This window comes from Ralstonia mojiangensis, assembly GCF_023955645.1.
Classification (GTDB): Bacteria; Pseudomonadota; Gammaproteobacteria; order Burkholderiales; family Burkholderiaceae; genus Ralstonia; species Ralstonia mojiangensis.
In genome coordinates this window covers 608,500-622,938 of the sequence record NZ_JAMXHU010000002.1, presented here as the reverse complement: position 1 = coordinate 622,938, position 14,439 = coordinate 608,500, and the positions used below count along the sequence as shown (strand labels likewise).

Sequence of the window (14,439 nt, the reverse complement as noted above, 5' to 3'; positions counted from 1 at the left end):
GGAAATCAGGCTTGAAATCCTCGGGGCTGGCGTCAAGTATGAAGTTCTTTGGCCGGCCCGCTGGGGGCCGCGCCAAGCCGGACCCCTAGGAACAAGCGCATGGAACAGTATCACGGCACCACCATCGTCAGCGTGCGGCGCGGCAACCAAGTCGCGCTCGGCGGCGACGGCCAGGTCACGCTGGGCAATATCGTGATGAAAGGCTCGGCCCGCAAAGTGCGCGCCATCCACGATGGCAAGGTGCTGGTTGGCTTTGCAGGCGCCACCGCTGACGCCTTCTCCCTGCTGGATCGTTTCGAGGCCAAGTTGCAGAAGCATCAGGGCAACCTGCTGCGCTCCGCTGTCGACCTGGCCAAGGACTGGCGCACCGATCGCGCCCTGCGCCACCTTGAGGCGATGCTGATCGTCGCAGACCGCGAAGCCACGCTTGTCATCACCGGCAACGGCGATGTGCTCGACCCGGAAGGCGGTATCGCTGCCATCGGCTCGGGCGGCTCGTATGCACAATCGGCTGCCAAGGCGCTCATGGAGAACACCGACCTCGCTCCGCGCGATGTGGTGGAGAAATCGCTGCGCATCGCTGGCGAACTCTGCATTTATACCAACACCAATTTCGTGATCGAGACGCTCGAATAATCGAACGCCTTCATCGACAGGATTCCCATGTCTGAAACCATGACGCCGTCAGAAATCGTCTCCGAACTCGATAAGCACATCATCGGCCAGCACAAGGCCAAGAAGGCTGTGGCCGTGGCGCTGCGCAACCGTTGGCGCCGCCAGCAGGTGGGAGACCCGCTGCGCCAGGAAATCACGCCCAAGAACATTTTGATGATCGGCCCGACCGGTGTTGGCAAAACCGAGATCGCCCGCCGCCTGGCCAAGCTGGCCGACGCACCGTTCATCAAGATCGAGGCGACCAAGTTCACCGAGGTGGGCTACGTCGGCCGCGATGTCGACACCATCGTGCGCGATCTGGCCGAGATGGCCGTCAAGCAGACGCGCGAATCCGAGATGAAGAAGGTGCGCGCCAAGGCCGAAGATGCGGCCGAAGATCGCATTCTCGACGTCCTGATCCCGCCGCCGCGCGACATCGGTTTTGCGCAGCCGGAAGAGAAGGACTCGACCGCGCGGCAGACCTTCCGCAAGAAGCTGCGCGAAGGCCAGCTCGACGACAAGGAAATCGAACTGGAAGTGTCGGCTGGCACGCCGAGCATGGACATCATGGGCCCGCCCGGCATGGAAGACATGACCGAGCAGATCCGCTCGATGTTCGCGGGCCTGGGTCAGGGCAAGAAGAACCGTCGCAAGATGAAGGTGAAGGAAGCCTTCAAGCTGTTGATCGACGAAGAGGCCGCAAAGCTCGTGAACGAAGACGAGCTGAAGCAGAAGGCGGTGGCCAACGTTGAGCAAAACGGCATCGTGTTCCTGGACGAGATCGACAAGATCGCCAGCCGCAGCGAATACGGCGGCGGCGAGGTATCGCGCCAGGGCGTGCAGCGCGACTTGCTGCCGTTGGTGGAAGGTACGACCGTCAACACCAAGTACGGGATGATCAAGACGGATCACATCCTGTTTATTGCGTCAGGCGCGTTCCATCTGTCCAAGCCGAGCGACCTGATTCCTGAATTGCAGGGCCGCTTCCCGATTCGCGTGGAGCTGGATTCGCTGTCGGTGGAAGATTTCCGCGCGATTCTCACGCAGACCGACGCGAGCCTCACCAAGCAATATCAGGCGCTCCTGAAGACGGAGGGTGTCGATCTTGTGTTTGCCGAAGACGGTATCCGTCGGTTGGCCGAGATCGCATGTTCGGTCAACGAAAAGGTCGAGAACATCGGCGCACGCCGTTTGTACACGGTGATGGAGCGGCTGCTTGAAGATCTGTCGTTCCACGCACACAAATCGTCCGGCGAGACCGTGACCATCGACGCTGCGTACGTCGACGAGCGCTTGAACGAGCTGTCTGGCAACGAAGATCTGTCGCGCTACGTGCTGTAAGCGTGTAAGCAACGCATTCCATATGTCCTGCGGGCCGCATCGGAGACGATGCGGCCCGTTTTGTTTGGGCACCCGCCAAGCCAAGCCTGGCAAGGATTTGCTCAGGATCGTGCGTGATCAGGTCCGTTATCTGCTGAAGAAGGTGGTGCCGCACAGACAATGCGCGCCGCGCACCTGGCGTGCGCGATTCCAACCACGACAAGGAGAGAAGCGTATGAAACCGATCCAACGCCTGGCCCTGTGTTGCGTGCTTGCCTGCGCCCCGTTGGGCATCGCCCACGCCCAGCTCACGCCCGCGCCAACCGGCCCCGCCGGTGCTTCGGCACCGAACGATGCCAAGCGTGCCGCTTACGACAGTGCCGTCAAGCAAGCCGATGCCAATTACAAAGCCGCCAAGGACAAGTGCGACGCGATGAAGGGCAATGACCACGACGTCTGCCGTGCGCAGGCCAAGGGCGATTACAACGTTGCCAAGGCCAATGCGATGGTGGAGCGCGATGGCACTGAGGCCGCCCGCAACCGCGCCGCCAAGGAAAAGGCCGAAGCCGACTACGACGTCGCTAAGACGAAGTGCGATGCCATGAAGGGCAACGAGAAGGACACCTGCGTAAAGGACGCCAAGGCCGCCTACACGCGTGCCAAGGGTGGCGACGAGGTGAGCCACGCCAAGGCCACTGGCAATGCCAAGGATGTCAGCGAAGCGCGCCGCGATGCCGTCAAGGACACCAATGACGCCAATTACAAGGCCGCCAAGGAGCGCTGCGACGCCATGTCCGGCGATGCCAAGACGAAGTGCCAGAACGACGTCGCCGCCAAGTTCAAGAAGTAAGCCGTACGGAAGTGCCTACACGGGCGGCCTGCGGGTCGCCCCTGCTTTGTCTCAATCTCACAATCGCAACGGAGGACGTATGAACTGGGATCAGATCGAAGGTAAATGGGATCAGGCCAAGGGCAAGGTCAAGGAGAAGTGGGGCCAGCTCACCGACGATGACCTGACCGTGATCCGCGGCAAGCGCGACCAGCTCGCCGGCAAGATCCAGGAGCGCTACGGCTATACGAAGGAACGCGCCGAAGACGAGCTCAAGGCATGGGAGCGCGACACCCGTTGGTGATGCAGCGCTGATGTAGCCTTACGCGCGGGCGTCTATTTGGCGACCGGCCGCTTGCCCAGCTTGCGTTGCAGTGTGCGCCGATGCATGTTCAGGGCCCGCGCGGTGGCGGAAATATTGCCGCCGTGCTCGGCCAGCACGCGCTGGATGTGTTCCCACTCCAGCCGCGCGACCGACAGCGGCGCGGGGTTTTCCATCGTCTGCTCCGCCACGGCTTCAGACACGCCCACTTGCAGCGCCAGCAGAATCGAATCGACATTGGCTGGCTTGGCCAGGTATTCGTCAGCCCCCAACTTGACCGCCTGCACGGCGGTGGCAATGCTTGCGTAGCCCGTGAGGATCAGCATGCGCGCGTCGGGCAGTGCCTGGCGCAGTGGGGCTATCCAATGCAGACCCGAATCCGTGCCGCCATGGGGCATCAGGCCCTTGTCGCTTGCGGCCAGATGCAGATCGACAGTGACATACGAAAAGCGCGTCTGGCGTGCGAGGGCCAACGCTTCCCCCCCCGTGTGCGCGATCTGCGGAGCAAAGCCGCGACGGGTGAGCGCGCGCGCCAGCGTCTGCGCAAAGACGTCGTCGTCATCAAGGATCAGAAAGGGGGCGGGCTGCTGCATGGTGTTCTCCGGGGCCGTACGTGCGCGGGGCTGCGTCAGGCCGTCTCGTTATGTGAAGAGGGTGGGCGCGCCAATGATGGGGGCGGCCGCGTGTTCCATCGGACCGCCAACCGGCAGTCGGAGTTCGGCAATGGCGCCTTGCGGCGGGTTTGGACGGAGCACCACGGTACCACCCAGGCGGCGCGCCGTGGTGGAGGCCAGATACAGCCCGATCCCGTGACCCCCGTGGCGGCTGGGCACCGGTGTGCGGCCGAGCGACGTCCGCAGGTCTTCCGGCAAACCCAACCCCGTATCGACGATGGACAGCACGATCTGCGGCGGCATATCGCGGAGGATGTCCGGGTTGGCGTCGATCTTGGCCGTCAGCAGCAGCGGTACCAGATCGCGCCCGGCGTGCTGCTGGCTGCGAGCTGCGTTGTCCAGCAGGATGGTAAGGATCTGGCCGACGCTCACTGCATCCAATTCGACCGCCTGTGCCGCCGGCGACGTCTCCGTGTGCAGGCGAATGTCCGGATGCCGCAGTTGCCACGTCTGCGTGAAATCCGGTAGCCATTGGCCGAGTGGCTCGGGCGCGCCGTCGTTGGGCTTGCGCTGCAGCCGCGCGAGGGCTGCGCGGCACAGTTCGAGTTGCTGTTCGATGGCGCGCAGGTCTTCGCGGTACGGGCCGAGCGGGGAATCGGGCTGCTTTGCGTCGTGCTGCAGCTCGCCGGCGATGACGGCCACGGTGGACAGCGGCGTACCCATCTCGTGCGCCACGCTCGCGCCTTGCGACATCAGGGCTTCGATGCGTTGCTCGCGCAGCAGCCGTTCGCGCGCTTCGGTCAGCTGCGCTTCGCTCTCGCGCAGCGCGGCAGAGAGCCGTGCCGTAAAGCCGGCGATCATCGCGCTGCTGGCCACGAAATCGATCCACATGCCAGCCAGGTGATACGCCACCGCATCGGCCTGGTTCGCCAGCTTCAGCGGGATGTAGTTGCCGAGCATCATGCTGTAGGCGGCCAGCGCATACAGCGTCAGGCCGACCACGTGTGCAATCGGCAGCATGGCCGCGGCAATCGCCAGTGCCGGGAGATAAAACGAGACGAACGGGTTGGTCGCGCCACCCGTGAAATACAGCAGGGCGGATAGCGCGGTCAGGTCCACCAGCAATTGAACGGTGATCTCGATATGCTGCACGGGCCGGTTGCGCCGCACCCGCCATCCGGTGAGCAGGTTAAACAGCGCATGCAGCCCCATCACGCTCAGCAGCGGCACCACCGGCAGTTGCACGCCAAATACCAGCGGCGCGAGCAGCATCAGGACCAGTTGGGTGGCCAGGAGGCTCCATCGCAGCCAAAAGAGGCGGCGTAGACTGGAAGCGTCCAGCAGTGGCGCGGCAAGAGACAGGGTGGAAAGCATGGTGGGCAAGTGTAAACGTGCGCACCGCGCGGTTCTCCGTGCGGCGATGCGTCAATCAGCCGCACAATTGTGCACCCAACCTATCTCCCCACAGACGCTGTGCTTTAATGCGCAGCACGTTTGTCCCCGACAGGAGCCCTTGATGATGACGTCCCGATCGATCCGTTCTTCCGCTTGCTTGGCTGTGCTTACTGCAGGCCTGCTCGCAAGCGCCGCCGCTTTCGCACAGGTCACGGTGCAGGACGCCTGGGTGCGCGGCACGGTGCCGGGCCAGACATCCAGCGGCGCGTTCATGACGCTGCAATCGGCCGACGGTGCCAAGGTGGTGGGCGTGTCGACGCCCGTGGCCGGCACGGCCGAGATCCACGAGATGAAGATGGAGGGTGACGTGATGCGTATGCGCGCGATGCCCTCGCTGGACCTGCCCAAGGGCCAGACGGTGCAGCTCAAGCCGGGCGGCTACCACGTGATGTTGATGAACCTGAAACAACCGCTGGTGAAGGACACCACCGTGCCGCTCACGCTCAAGGTGGAGCTGGCCGACAAGCGCGTCGTCGAGCAAAAGGTCGAGGCCCGCGTGCGCGACCTGACCGCCGGCAACATGCCCGCCATGAACCACGGCGGCGAACACAAACATTGATGGCTTGCGGCGAGTGTCGCTTCAAGCCACGCAAGGACGCATTCCCATGGCTAACAAGACACTGGGCACTCGCCAGAAACTGACGTTCCGCATCGAGCCATCAACGAAGGCCGGCACGGCGCGCCCGCGCAACCTTCTCGTGCCGCTCGCGCGCGGCCGTAAAGCCGGCGCCCATACCGAAGGCGGCCACGCTGAACGCCAGCGCGGGCGCGCCGACGTCCGCCGCGCACTGCGCACGCTCGACGACGACAGCAAAGACAAAGACTGATCAACTCGCTTCAGGCGCTGCCTTTGCCTGCGCAATCGCTTCGCGCAGGCAACGCTGGCAGCGGCAGCCCTGTCCCGGGCGCCGCGCGCTGGCGGGCAGCGTTTCTTCGGTCATGCACCAGCATGTTGTGTCGGGCTGCGTGCCATCGCCGATGGCTCCGCAGCGCAATTCTGCGCCGCAGATTGCACATACGGCGTTGGCGGCCCACGGGGTCACGCTGCGCTGCTCCCGTCATCGTCTTGCCCGAGCTTGTGCATCGCTTGACGCAGAAACCCCATCTGGTGCGAGAACCGCGTACACGCATCGCAGGCAAACAGATGCACGCGCAGGCGTAGCCGCTCGCCTGTGGACAGGTCGCGGTCCATCTTCGACACCAGCATGCGGTGGGCTTCTTTGCAGGTGGGCAGTCCCCAGCGGTTCGGCATGGTTGTTCTCTGTGATGCGGCTTGGGTGCGCTTACGGGCGATTCAGGCGGCGGCGGGCTGATTGCCGAACCAGTGCAGGTCAAGGCACTCGCGCAGGCGCATGCGGGCACGGTAAAGCAGTGCCCAGGCATTGGTCGCGGTGATCTGCAATTCCTGACAGATTTCGTCGGTTTCCAGCTCCAGCCACTCGCGCATCATGAACACGCGGCCAACGCGCGGGGGCAGGCGATCGACGCACATCTGCAGCACGTCGAAGAACTCGCGTCGTGACAGCGCGGCATCGGGGTCCCCCCAATCGGACGGCGGGCTCGTGTAGTGACCGTCGGCTGCGAATAGGCTGTCGAAGACGGCCTCGTCGGAACGCATGCCGGCTTCGTCGGATTCACCGCCCGCAAGCAGCGAGACGCGCACTTCGCGACGCCCTGAGCGGATCGCATCGATGATTTTGTGCTTGAGTATGCCGATCACGTACGTCTTGAGGGAGGCGTTGCCGGCAAAACGCTCCGGGTGTTCGAGCACCGCCAGGATGGTGTCGGCCACCGTGTCTTCAGCCAGGGCCGTGTCACGCAATTGCAGTTGCGCAAAGCGCAGCAGGTGAGGGCGCAGCGCGTCGAGTTGGTCGGGTGCGATGGCCATGTTTCCCCAGGGTGTTCTTTCGTGGCAACGGTATGGCGGGCACGCAAGGTGCGCTATCAGACCGTAGCGCCTTTTCTTGTAAAATCGCGCCTGCCGAAAATGGGCTGCTTCGTTTTTGTAGCACGCGACATTCGGCGCTCCATCATACCCGCCCAACCGGATGTCACCGTCATGACCGCTTCTGCTGCCCCCGACCCTGCTGGCCTCGCCCCCGAACTCGCGCACGTTGCGCCGGCGTTGAAGGCTGAAATTCTCGCGCAGGCCCTGCCTTACATTCGCAAGTTCCACGGCAAGACCATCGTCATCAAGTACGGCGGCAACGCCATGACGGAGGAAAAGCTCAAGCACGGCTTCGCGCGCGACGTGATCCTGCTCAAGCTGGTCGGCATGAACCCGGTGGTGGTGCACGGCGGCGGTCCGCAAATCGACGAAGCCCTGAAGAAGGTCGGCAAGCAAGGCACCTTCATCCAAGGCATGCGCGTGACCGATGAAGAGACCATGGAAGTGGTCGAGTGGGTGCTTGGCGGCGAAGTCCAGCAGGACATCGTCATGCTGATCAACCAATACGGCGGCCAGGCGGTCGGTCTGACCGGCAAGGACGGCGGCCTGATCCGCGCCAAGAAACTGAAGATGCCGGACCGCGAGCGCCCAGGCGAATTCATCGACATCGGCTTCGTGGGCGACATCGAGACGATCAACCCGGCCGTGGTCAAAGCGCTGCAGGACGATGCATTTATTCCTGTCATTTCGCCCATCGGCTTCTCTGACGAAGGCCAGGCCTACAACATCAATGCCGACGTCGTGGCCGGCAAGATGGCCGAGATCCTGAAGGCCGAGAAGCTGGTCATGATGACCAACATTCCGGGCGTGATGGACAAACAGGGCAACCTGCTGACCGATCTGTCGGCGCGCGAGATCGACGAGCTGTTTGCCGATGGCACGATCTCAGGCGGCATGCTGCCGAAGATCTCGTCGGCGCTGGATGCTGCCAAGAGCGGCGTGAACTCGGTGCACATCGTCGATGGCCGTATCGAGCACTCGCTGCTGCTGGAAATCCTGACCGAACAGGCGTTCGGCACGATGATCCGCTCGCACTGATGCGAACCACTCGGGCGGTGCGGGTGCGCCATGCTGCGCGCGCCTTCCCGCGCGAGGTGCCGGCGGGCTCCCCACCCGCCCGGCAGCCGGTCTGGCTGTTCGACCTCGACAACACTCTCCACCACGCATCGCACGCGATCTTTCCGCAGATCAACCGGCTGATGACGGCGTACGTGGCCCGCGTGCTCGGCACGGATGACGCCACCGCCAGCCAGGTGCGCGTGGATTATTGGCGCCGCTATGGCGCCACGATTCTGGGCATGGTCCGCCATCACGGCGTCGACCCCGATGATTTTCTTGCCGAGGCCCACCGCTTTGAAGACCTTCGCGCCATGGTGCGCGCGGAGCGCGGCCTCGCCCAATTGCTGCGCGCCCTGCCGGGGCGCAAGATTTTGCTGACCAACGCGCCGGCCGCTTACGCGCGCGAGGTGCTGCGGCTCATTGGGCTGAAGCGCGCGTTCCTACGCGAAATTGCCGTCGAACACATGTGGGTGCACCGGCGCCTGCGTCCGAAGCCCGACCCGCTGATGCTGCGCCGCTTGCTGGCGCGCGAACGTATTGCGCCATCGCGCGCCATCCTCGTCGAAGACACGCTTTCTCACCTCAAACGCTATCGGCGCCTGGGGATCGGCACGGTATGGGTGACGGGCTATCTGCGGCGCGTGCCGCCCGGCGTGCTGCCAACTTCCGCTGCCGACGCATTGCATCCAATGCAAGCGTCAGCGGTGGGCGCGCGTGCAAATTCACCACATCAACCGGCTGCCACACCGATTTTGTTCGCCAACCGGCCCGGCTATGTGAGCGTGAAAGTAAAATCGGTGCTTCAACTAAAACGAAGGCTTGTTCGACGCGGCTAGGCAGTGGTAACTCCGCGCTCGGAACGGGAGAGGGGCCAGGAAGTCATGAGCAACGCGCAAACGGAGTTTCCGACCGCCGAGCCGGTCGCGGACGTCGCCATAGAAGCACTGCCAGTACGCAAACGCCCCCGCCCGGGCGAGCGCCGTGTGCAGATTCTGCAGACGCTTGCCAGCATGCTCGAGCATCCGCGTGGTGAAAAGATCACAACTGCGGGCTTGGCTGCACGGCTAGATGTCTCCGAAGCGGCGCTGTATCGCCACTTCGCCAGCAAGGCGCAGATGTTCGAAGGGCTGATCGAATTCATAGAGCAGACCGTCTTCGGCCTCATCAACCAGATCACCTTGCGTGAGGAACACGGCCTGCGTCAGGCGCATGCCATCGCGCACATGCTGCTGTCGTTTGCCGACAAGAATCCGGGCATGACGCGCGTGCTTGTGGGCGATGCGCTGGTCGGCGAAGACGAGCGCCTGCCCGAGCGCATGGCGCAGTGTCTGGATCGCATTGAAGCGTCGCTCAAGCAGAGTCTGCGCATGGCGGTCACGCAGGGGGCCTGGCCGGCGGATGCCGACATCGCTTCGCGTGCCAACTTGGTGGTATGTGCGGTGCTGGGGCGCTGGCATCGGTACGCCAAGAGCGGCTTCCGGAAGTCGCCGGTGGAAGGTGCGGATGCGCAGTTGCGAGTGCTGTTGGCCTGAGCGTGCTTCGTCCCAAGTAAAAGCCCCGCGATGCGGGGCTTTTTTGTCGCGTGCAGCGTGGGTCAGCCGATGGTGCGCACCGCCTTCGCCAACGTATGAAACCGCGTCGCAATCTGCTCGGTTTCCACATGGCCGTAGCCGAGCAGCAGCCCCGGCAGGCGACGCGCATCGTCCTGGTAATAGCGTGAGAGCGGGCGCGTGACGACGTCATTGGCGAGTGCCAGATCAGCAACGGCCACATCGTTGGTGCCGGCCGGCAAGCCCAGCACGAGATGCAAGCCCGACGCGCCGTCATGCACGGGCAGCGCGTCGCCAAACTCCTGGGCGATGGACGCCAGCAGCGTCTCGCGCCGTTCGGCATACACACCACGCATGCGCCGGATGTGAGAGACGAAATGGCCCTCCGCAATGAAGTCTGCCAGCACGGCCTGCGTGAGAATCTGGCCGCCGCGGAACATCTCCGACAGCCCCGTCGTAAACGCATCGGCCAGCGCGGGCGGCACGACCAGATAGCCGATCCGCAAACTGGGGAACAGTACTTTCGAGAACGTGCCCATGTAGAGCACGCGCCCGCCTTCATCCAGCCCTTGCAGTGAGGGCAGCGGGCGGCTGCCGTAGCGGAATTCGCTGTCGTAGTCGTCTTCGACGATCCATGCATCGGTTGCATGGGCGGTGGCCAGCAGCGCGCGGCGCCGCGCCAGGCTCATCACCGAGCCGAGCGGATATTGGTGCGAGGGCGAGACCACCATGAGCTTCGGCGGCTTGCTGCGCTGACGCCCGCGCGTGGGGATGTCAAAGCGCATGCCTTCGTCGTCCACCGGCAGTGGCACGGTGCGCACGCCCGCAGCGGTGAGTACGCTGCGCACGCCCCAGTAGCCGGGGTCTTCGATCCATGCGCTGTCGCCGGCGTCGCACAGCAGTTGGGCGATGAGCTGGAGCGACGGGTGAATGCCTGCGGTGATGATGATTTGCTCGGGCTCGCAGCGCACGCCACGCGCGGTGCGCAGGTAATCGGCCAGCGCGGTACGCAGAGGAAGGTAGCCGGCGCCAACCGGATACGTCAGCAGCGCGGGTGAAGGCTTGCGCAGCAGCCGGTTGTGCAGGCGCGACCAGATGCGCGCCGGAAACATCCGCACCTCCGGCACGCCCGGCATGAAGGCGCCCCATTGGCGCGAGCTGGCACCTGCATCGCGCACCAGCGCACGGCCGCGCGTTGAGAGCATCGGCGCAGACGGCGTGGCCGCTTCTGTGATCGGCTCGGGCGCCACCGCGGCAACCGCTGCAGCCGGTGCGGGGGCAGCGTCCAGCCGGTCTGGTGCGGTATCAGCGACGAAGGTGCCGCTGCCCACGCCCGCCGACACATAGCCTTCCACGCCAAGCTGCTCATAGACGTGGATGACCGTGTTGCGCGCAATGCCCAGCTCGGTAGCCAACTGTCGCGATGACGGCAGGCGCGTGCCCGGCTGCAGCTCGTCGCGCAGGATGCCTTCCTGCAACACGCGGTACAGGCGACGATGGTCGGGCTCGCCGCCCGGCTCTGCACGGTCGAAGCGGCGTTGCAGGTAGTCCACCAGCATGCTGGCGCGGTGGGTGGGTGAGTGATCGGCCATGGTGCGCGATGGAGCCAAAGTGGTTCCAAAAGAAAAACCTGATTGGGTCTTATTGTACAGAGCCAATGGGAACACACTGGCTCGCGTCGCCTCTTTCTTGACCCAACGCACACGACCGCCATGAACGCCCGAGACCCGCAACAGAACGCCCAATGGAATGCCCGCCGCCTGGCCGCCACGCCGCGCGGCGTTGGTGTGATGACCGACCGCTACGCCGAGCGCGCCGAGAACGCCCTGTTCTGGGACGTCGAAGGCCGCCGCTACATCGACTTCGCAGCCGGCATTGCCGTCGTCAACACGGGCCATCGCCACCCGCGTCTGGTGCAGGCTGTGCGCGAGCAGTTGGATCACTTCACACATACCGCTTTCCAGATCGTGCCGTACGGTTCGTACGTCGAGCTGGCCGAGCGCCTGAACGCGATCACGCCGGGCACGCACGCCAAGAAGACCGCGTTCTTCACCACCGGCGCCGAAGCAGTGGAAAACGCCATCAAGATCGCACGGGCGCACACGGGCCGCCCGGGTGTGATCGCACTCACGGGCGCGTTCCACGGCCGCACGTTCATGGGCATGTCGTTGACGGGCAAGGTGGTGCCGTACAAGACGGGCTTCGGGCCGTTCCCGGGAAGCATTTATCACGTGCCGGCGCCGGTCGCCCTGCATGGCGTGAGCACGCAGGATGCGCTTGACGCCATCCAGCGCCTGTTCAAGGCTGATATTGATCCGCGCCAGGTGGCAGCCATCATCTTCGAGCCGGTGCAGGGCGAGGGCGGCTTCTACCAGATGCCCGCCGATTTCGTACGCGCCGTGCGAGCGCTCTGCGATGAACACGGCATCGTGATGATCGCGGACGAAGTCCAAACCGGCTTTGCCCGGACCGGCAAGCTGTTCGCCATGGAGCACACCGGCGTGCTACCGGACATCACGACGATGGCCAAGGGCCTGGCCGGCGGCCTGCCGCTGTCCGCCGTCACGGGCCGTGCTGAGATCATGGACGCACCGGCTCCGGGCGGGCTTGGCGGCACCTACGCCGGCAACCCGCTGGCGGTGGCGTCCGCACATGCGGTGCTTGACATCATTGCCGACGAGAAACTCTGCGAGCGTTCCGCCGCGCTGGGCGCACGTTTGGTGGATGCACTGAATGCTGCCAAAGGCAAGCAGCCGCGCATTGCGGAAGTGCGTGGCGTGGGCGCGATGGTTGCTGTCGAATTCAATACGCCGGACGGCAAGCCGGACGCCGATTTCACCAAGCTCGTGCAGCAGCGCGCGCTCGAAGCCGGCCTGCTCCTCCTGTCGTGCGGCGTGTACGGCAACGTGATCCGCTTCCTGTTCCCGCTCACGATTGAAGACGCGGTGTTCGAAGAGGGCCTTGCCATCCTGCAACGCGCACTGGAGGGCTGACACCATGACCCGCACCGATTTGCCGAGCGCGCCGGTTACGCCACCGATCGCACTGAAAGACCCCGGCCTGTGGCGCACGCAAGCGTTCCTCGCCGGCATCTGGGCCGATGCCGATGACGGCGCCACGCGCGACGTGACCGACCCCGCTACCGGCCGCAAGATTGGCACCGTGCCCGGCATGGGCGCCGCCGAAACGCGACGCGCCATCGATGCCGCACAGGTTGCGCAACGCGCCTGGCGCAAGGTGAGCGCACGCGATCGCGCCAAGATTCTGCGCAAGCTGGCCGATCTGATGATGGAGCACCAGCAGGATCTCGCCGCCATCCTCACGGCCGAACAAGGCAAGCCGCTGCCCGAAGCCGCCGGCGAAATTGCCTACGCCGCGTCGTTCATCGAATGGTTTGCGGAAGAAGCACGCCGCATTTATGGCGACACGATTCCCGCGCCGCAGGGCGATCGCCGAATCGTCGTGCAGAAGGAACCGATCGGCGTGAGCGCGGCCATCACGCCCTGGAATTTCCCCATCGCGATGATGACGCGCAAGGTGGGCCCCGCGCTGGCAGCCGGTTGCTCGATGGTGGTGAAGCCCGCGCTGGAAACGCCCTACTCGGCCCTGGCATTTGCCGAGTTGGCGGTGCGCGCCGGCGTGCCGGCAGGCTTGCTGTCGATCGTCACGGGCGATTCGCAGGCGATTGGCGGCGAACTGACCTCCAACCCCGTCGTGCGCAAGCTCAGCTTCACGGGCTCCACCGCGGTTGGCCGCTTGCTGATGCGCCAGTGTGCCGACGACATCAAGAAGCTTTCGCTCGAACTGGGCGGCAACGCGCCGTTCATTGTGTTTGATGATGCCGACGTCGATGCGGCGGTGGAAGGCGCGATGATCGCCAAGTACCGCAACGCGGGCCAGACCTGCGTGTGCGCGAATCGCTTTTACGTGCAGCGCGGCATCTATGACGCATTTGCCGCCAAGCTGGCCGACGCCGTGCGTGCGCTGCGCGTGGGCAACGGCACAGAGCCCGGCGTGCAGCAGGGCCCGCTGATCCACATGCGCGCGATGGACAAGGTGCAGCAGCATCTGGACGACGCTGTGCACCAGGGCGCGCGCGTGCTGGTGGGTGGCAAGCCACATGCGTTGTCTGCACAGGGTGGTGCGTTCTTCGAGCCGACCGTCGTTGTCGATGCGAAGCCGGGTATGCTGGTCGCGCATGAAGAAACGTTCGGCCCGCTGGCTGCGCTCATTCCCTTCGACACGGAAGAGGAAGCCGTGGCCGCCGCCAACGACACCGAGTTCGGCCTCGCTGCGTATTTCTACACGCGCGATCTGGGCCGCGCGTGGCGCGTTTCGGATGCGCTGGAGTCGGGCATGGTCGGCGTCAATACGGGGCTGATCTCGACCGCCGAAGCGCCGTTTGGCGGCGTCAAGCAATCGGGGCTGGGCCGCGAGGGCTCGAAGTACGGCATCGACGAGTACCTGGAGATCAAGTACATCAACATGGCCGGCCTCTGACCAACGTATGGGCGCGGATCGGACGCATCACGATGCGGTGATGCGTCCGCCGCCGCTTGCTCTATAATCACCTTCCTCTGGCGCGCCGATTTGACGACTGGCTTGCGGGCGCGCGGGAGTTCAGATATCCACAGATGTGGCCCTGGGCTCTCATTACAAATGCGGCTAAAGAGGTTCGGTCAGAGCGG

The 14,439-nt window shown here is 64.5% G+C and carries 16 protein-coding genes; 11 read left to right on the top strand and 5 right to left on the bottom strand.

The features are described from left to right. Positions 1-99: 99 nt before the first annotated feature. The 4 genes from hslV to NG898_RS09655 all read left to right on the top strand — a co-directional run bounded on the left by hslV (position 100) and on the right by NG898_RS09655 (position 3,107). Positions 100-636, top strand: a complete 537-nt coding sequence (gene hslV, locus NG898_RS09670; RefSeq protein WP_252692110.1) for an ATP-dependent protease subunit HslV — start codon at positions 100-102, stop codon at positions 634-636. A 27-nt stretch (positions 637-663) separates the two neighbouring features. Further along, entirely contained in the window at positions 664-1,995 is a 1,332-nt protein-coding gene (gene hslU / locus NG898_RS09665; RefSeq protein ID WP_024977040.1) for an ATP-dependent protease ATPase subunit HslU, read from the top strand. A 214-nt stretch (positions 1,996-2,209) separates the two neighbouring features. After that, positions 2,210-2,824, top strand: a complete 615-nt coding sequence (locus NG898_RS09660) for a hypothetical protein (protein ID WP_252692109.1) — start codon at positions 2,210-2,212, stop codon at positions 2,822-2,824. Between the two features lie 79 nt (positions 2,825-2,903). After that, complete coding sequence (locus NG898_RS09655) at positions 2,904-3,107, top strand: CsbD family protein (RefSeq protein ID WP_024977038.1); 204 nt, start codon at positions 2,904-2,906, stop codon at positions 3,105-3,107. 32 nt (positions 3,108-3,139) lie between these two features. Here the strand turns inward: NG898_RS09655 and NG898_RS09650 are convergent, their stop codons facing one another. Further along, on the bottom strand, positions 3,140-3,718 hold the full coding sequence (locus tag NG898_RS09650; protein ID WP_024977037.1) for a response regulator transcription factor: 579 nt from the start codon (positions 3,716-3,718) through the stop codon (positions 3,140-3,142). A gap of 48 nt (positions 3,719-3,766) precedes the next feature. Continuing rightward, a complete protein-coding gene (locus NG898_RS09645) occupies positions 3,767-5,113 on the bottom strand; it encodes an ATP-binding protein (RefSeq protein WP_252692108.1) in 1,347 nt (448 codons plus the stop codon). Between the two features lie 145 nt (positions 5,114-5,258). Here NG898_RS09645 and NG898_RS09640 point away from each other — a divergent pair, with 145 nt between their 5' ends. Together NG898_RS09640 and NG898_RS09635 are read left to right on the top strand one after the other, a co-directional pair. Next, the gene (locus NG898_RS09640) at positions 5,259-5,753 is read left to right on the top strand and encodes a copper chaperone PCu(A)C (protein WP_092974493.1); all 495 of its coding nucleotides are present in this window, start codon (positions 5,259-5,261) and stop codon (positions 5,751-5,753) included. Between the two features lie 46 nt (positions 5,754-5,799). Continuing rightward, positions 5,800-6,021, top strand: a complete 222-nt coding sequence (locus NG898_RS09635) for a hypothetical protein (RefSeq protein WP_252692107.1) — start codon at positions 5,800-5,802, stop codon at positions 6,019-6,021. 212 nt (positions 6,022-6,233) lie between these two features. On the opposite strand, the gene NG898_RS09625 is transcribed toward NG898_RS09635, so the two are convergent. Beyond that, on the bottom strand, positions 6,234-6,446 hold the full coding sequence (locus NG898_RS09625; RefSeq protein WP_252692105.1) for a zf-HC2 domain-containing protein: 213 nt from the start codon (positions 6,444-6,446) through the stop codon (positions 6,234-6,236). Between the two features lie 42 nt (positions 6,447-6,488). After that, positions 6,489-7,082 carry a sigma-70 family RNA polymerase sigma factor gene (locus NG898_RS09620; RefSeq protein ID WP_004628241.1) on the bottom strand — a complete coding sequence of 198 codons (594 nt, stop codon included), beginning with the start codon at positions 7,080-7,082 and terminating at the stop codon, positions 6,489-6,491. 171 nt (positions 7,083-7,253) lie between these two features. Between NG898_RS09620 and argB the strand changes: the two genes are divergently transcribed. The 3 genes from argB to slmA are packed head-to-tail and all read left to right on the top strand — an operon-like array spanning position 7,254 to position 9,733. Then, positions 7,254-8,180 carry an acetylglutamate kinase gene (argB, locus tag NG898_RS09615; RefSeq protein WP_092974093.1) on the top strand — a complete coding sequence of 309 codons (927 nt, stop codon included), beginning with the start codon at positions 7,254-7,256 and terminating at the stop codon, positions 8,178-8,180. Next, positions 8,180-9,037: an HAD-IA family hydrolase gene (locus NG898_RS09610; RefSeq protein WP_252692104.1), complete on the top strand. Its 858-nt coding sequence runs from the start codon at positions 8,180-8,182 to the stop codon at positions 9,035-9,037. Before argB ends, NG898_RS09610 begins: the two co-directional genes overlap by 1 nt. A 45-nt stretch (positions 9,038-9,082) precedes the next feature. After that, entirely contained in the window at positions 9,083-9,733 is a 651-nt protein-coding gene (gene slmA / locus NG898_RS09605; protein WP_252692103.1) for a nucleoid occlusion factor SlmA, read from the top strand. A 62-nt stretch (positions 9,734-9,795) separates the two neighbouring features. Here slmA and pdxR read toward each other — a convergent pair whose 3' ends face one another. After that, positions 9,796-11,310 (bottom strand): MocR-like pyridoxine biosynthesis transcription factor PdxR, encoded by a 1,515-nt coding sequence (pdxR, locus tag NG898_RS09600; protein WP_252692506.1) that lies wholly within the window; start codon positions 11,308-11,310, stop codon positions 9,796-9,798. A gap of 153 nt (positions 11,311-11,463) precedes the next feature. Between pdxR and gabT the strand changes: the two genes are divergently transcribed. Both gabT and NG898_RS09590 read left to right on the top strand, forming a co-directional pair. After that, positions 11,464-12,744 carry a 4-aminobutyrate--2-oxoglutarate transaminase gene (gabT, locus tag NG898_RS09595; RefSeq protein ID WP_252692102.1) on the top strand — a complete coding sequence of 427 codons (1,281 nt, stop codon included), beginning with the start codon at positions 11,464-11,466 and terminating at the stop codon, positions 12,742-12,744. Between the two features lie 4 nt (positions 12,745-12,748). Beyond that, positions 12,749-14,251, top strand: coding sequence for an NAD-dependent succinate-semialdehyde dehydrogenase (locus tag NG898_RS09590; protein WP_252692101.1), 1,503 nt, complete (start codon positions 12,749-12,751; stop codon positions 14,249-14,251). Positions 14,252-14,439: the final 188 nt, after the last annotated feature.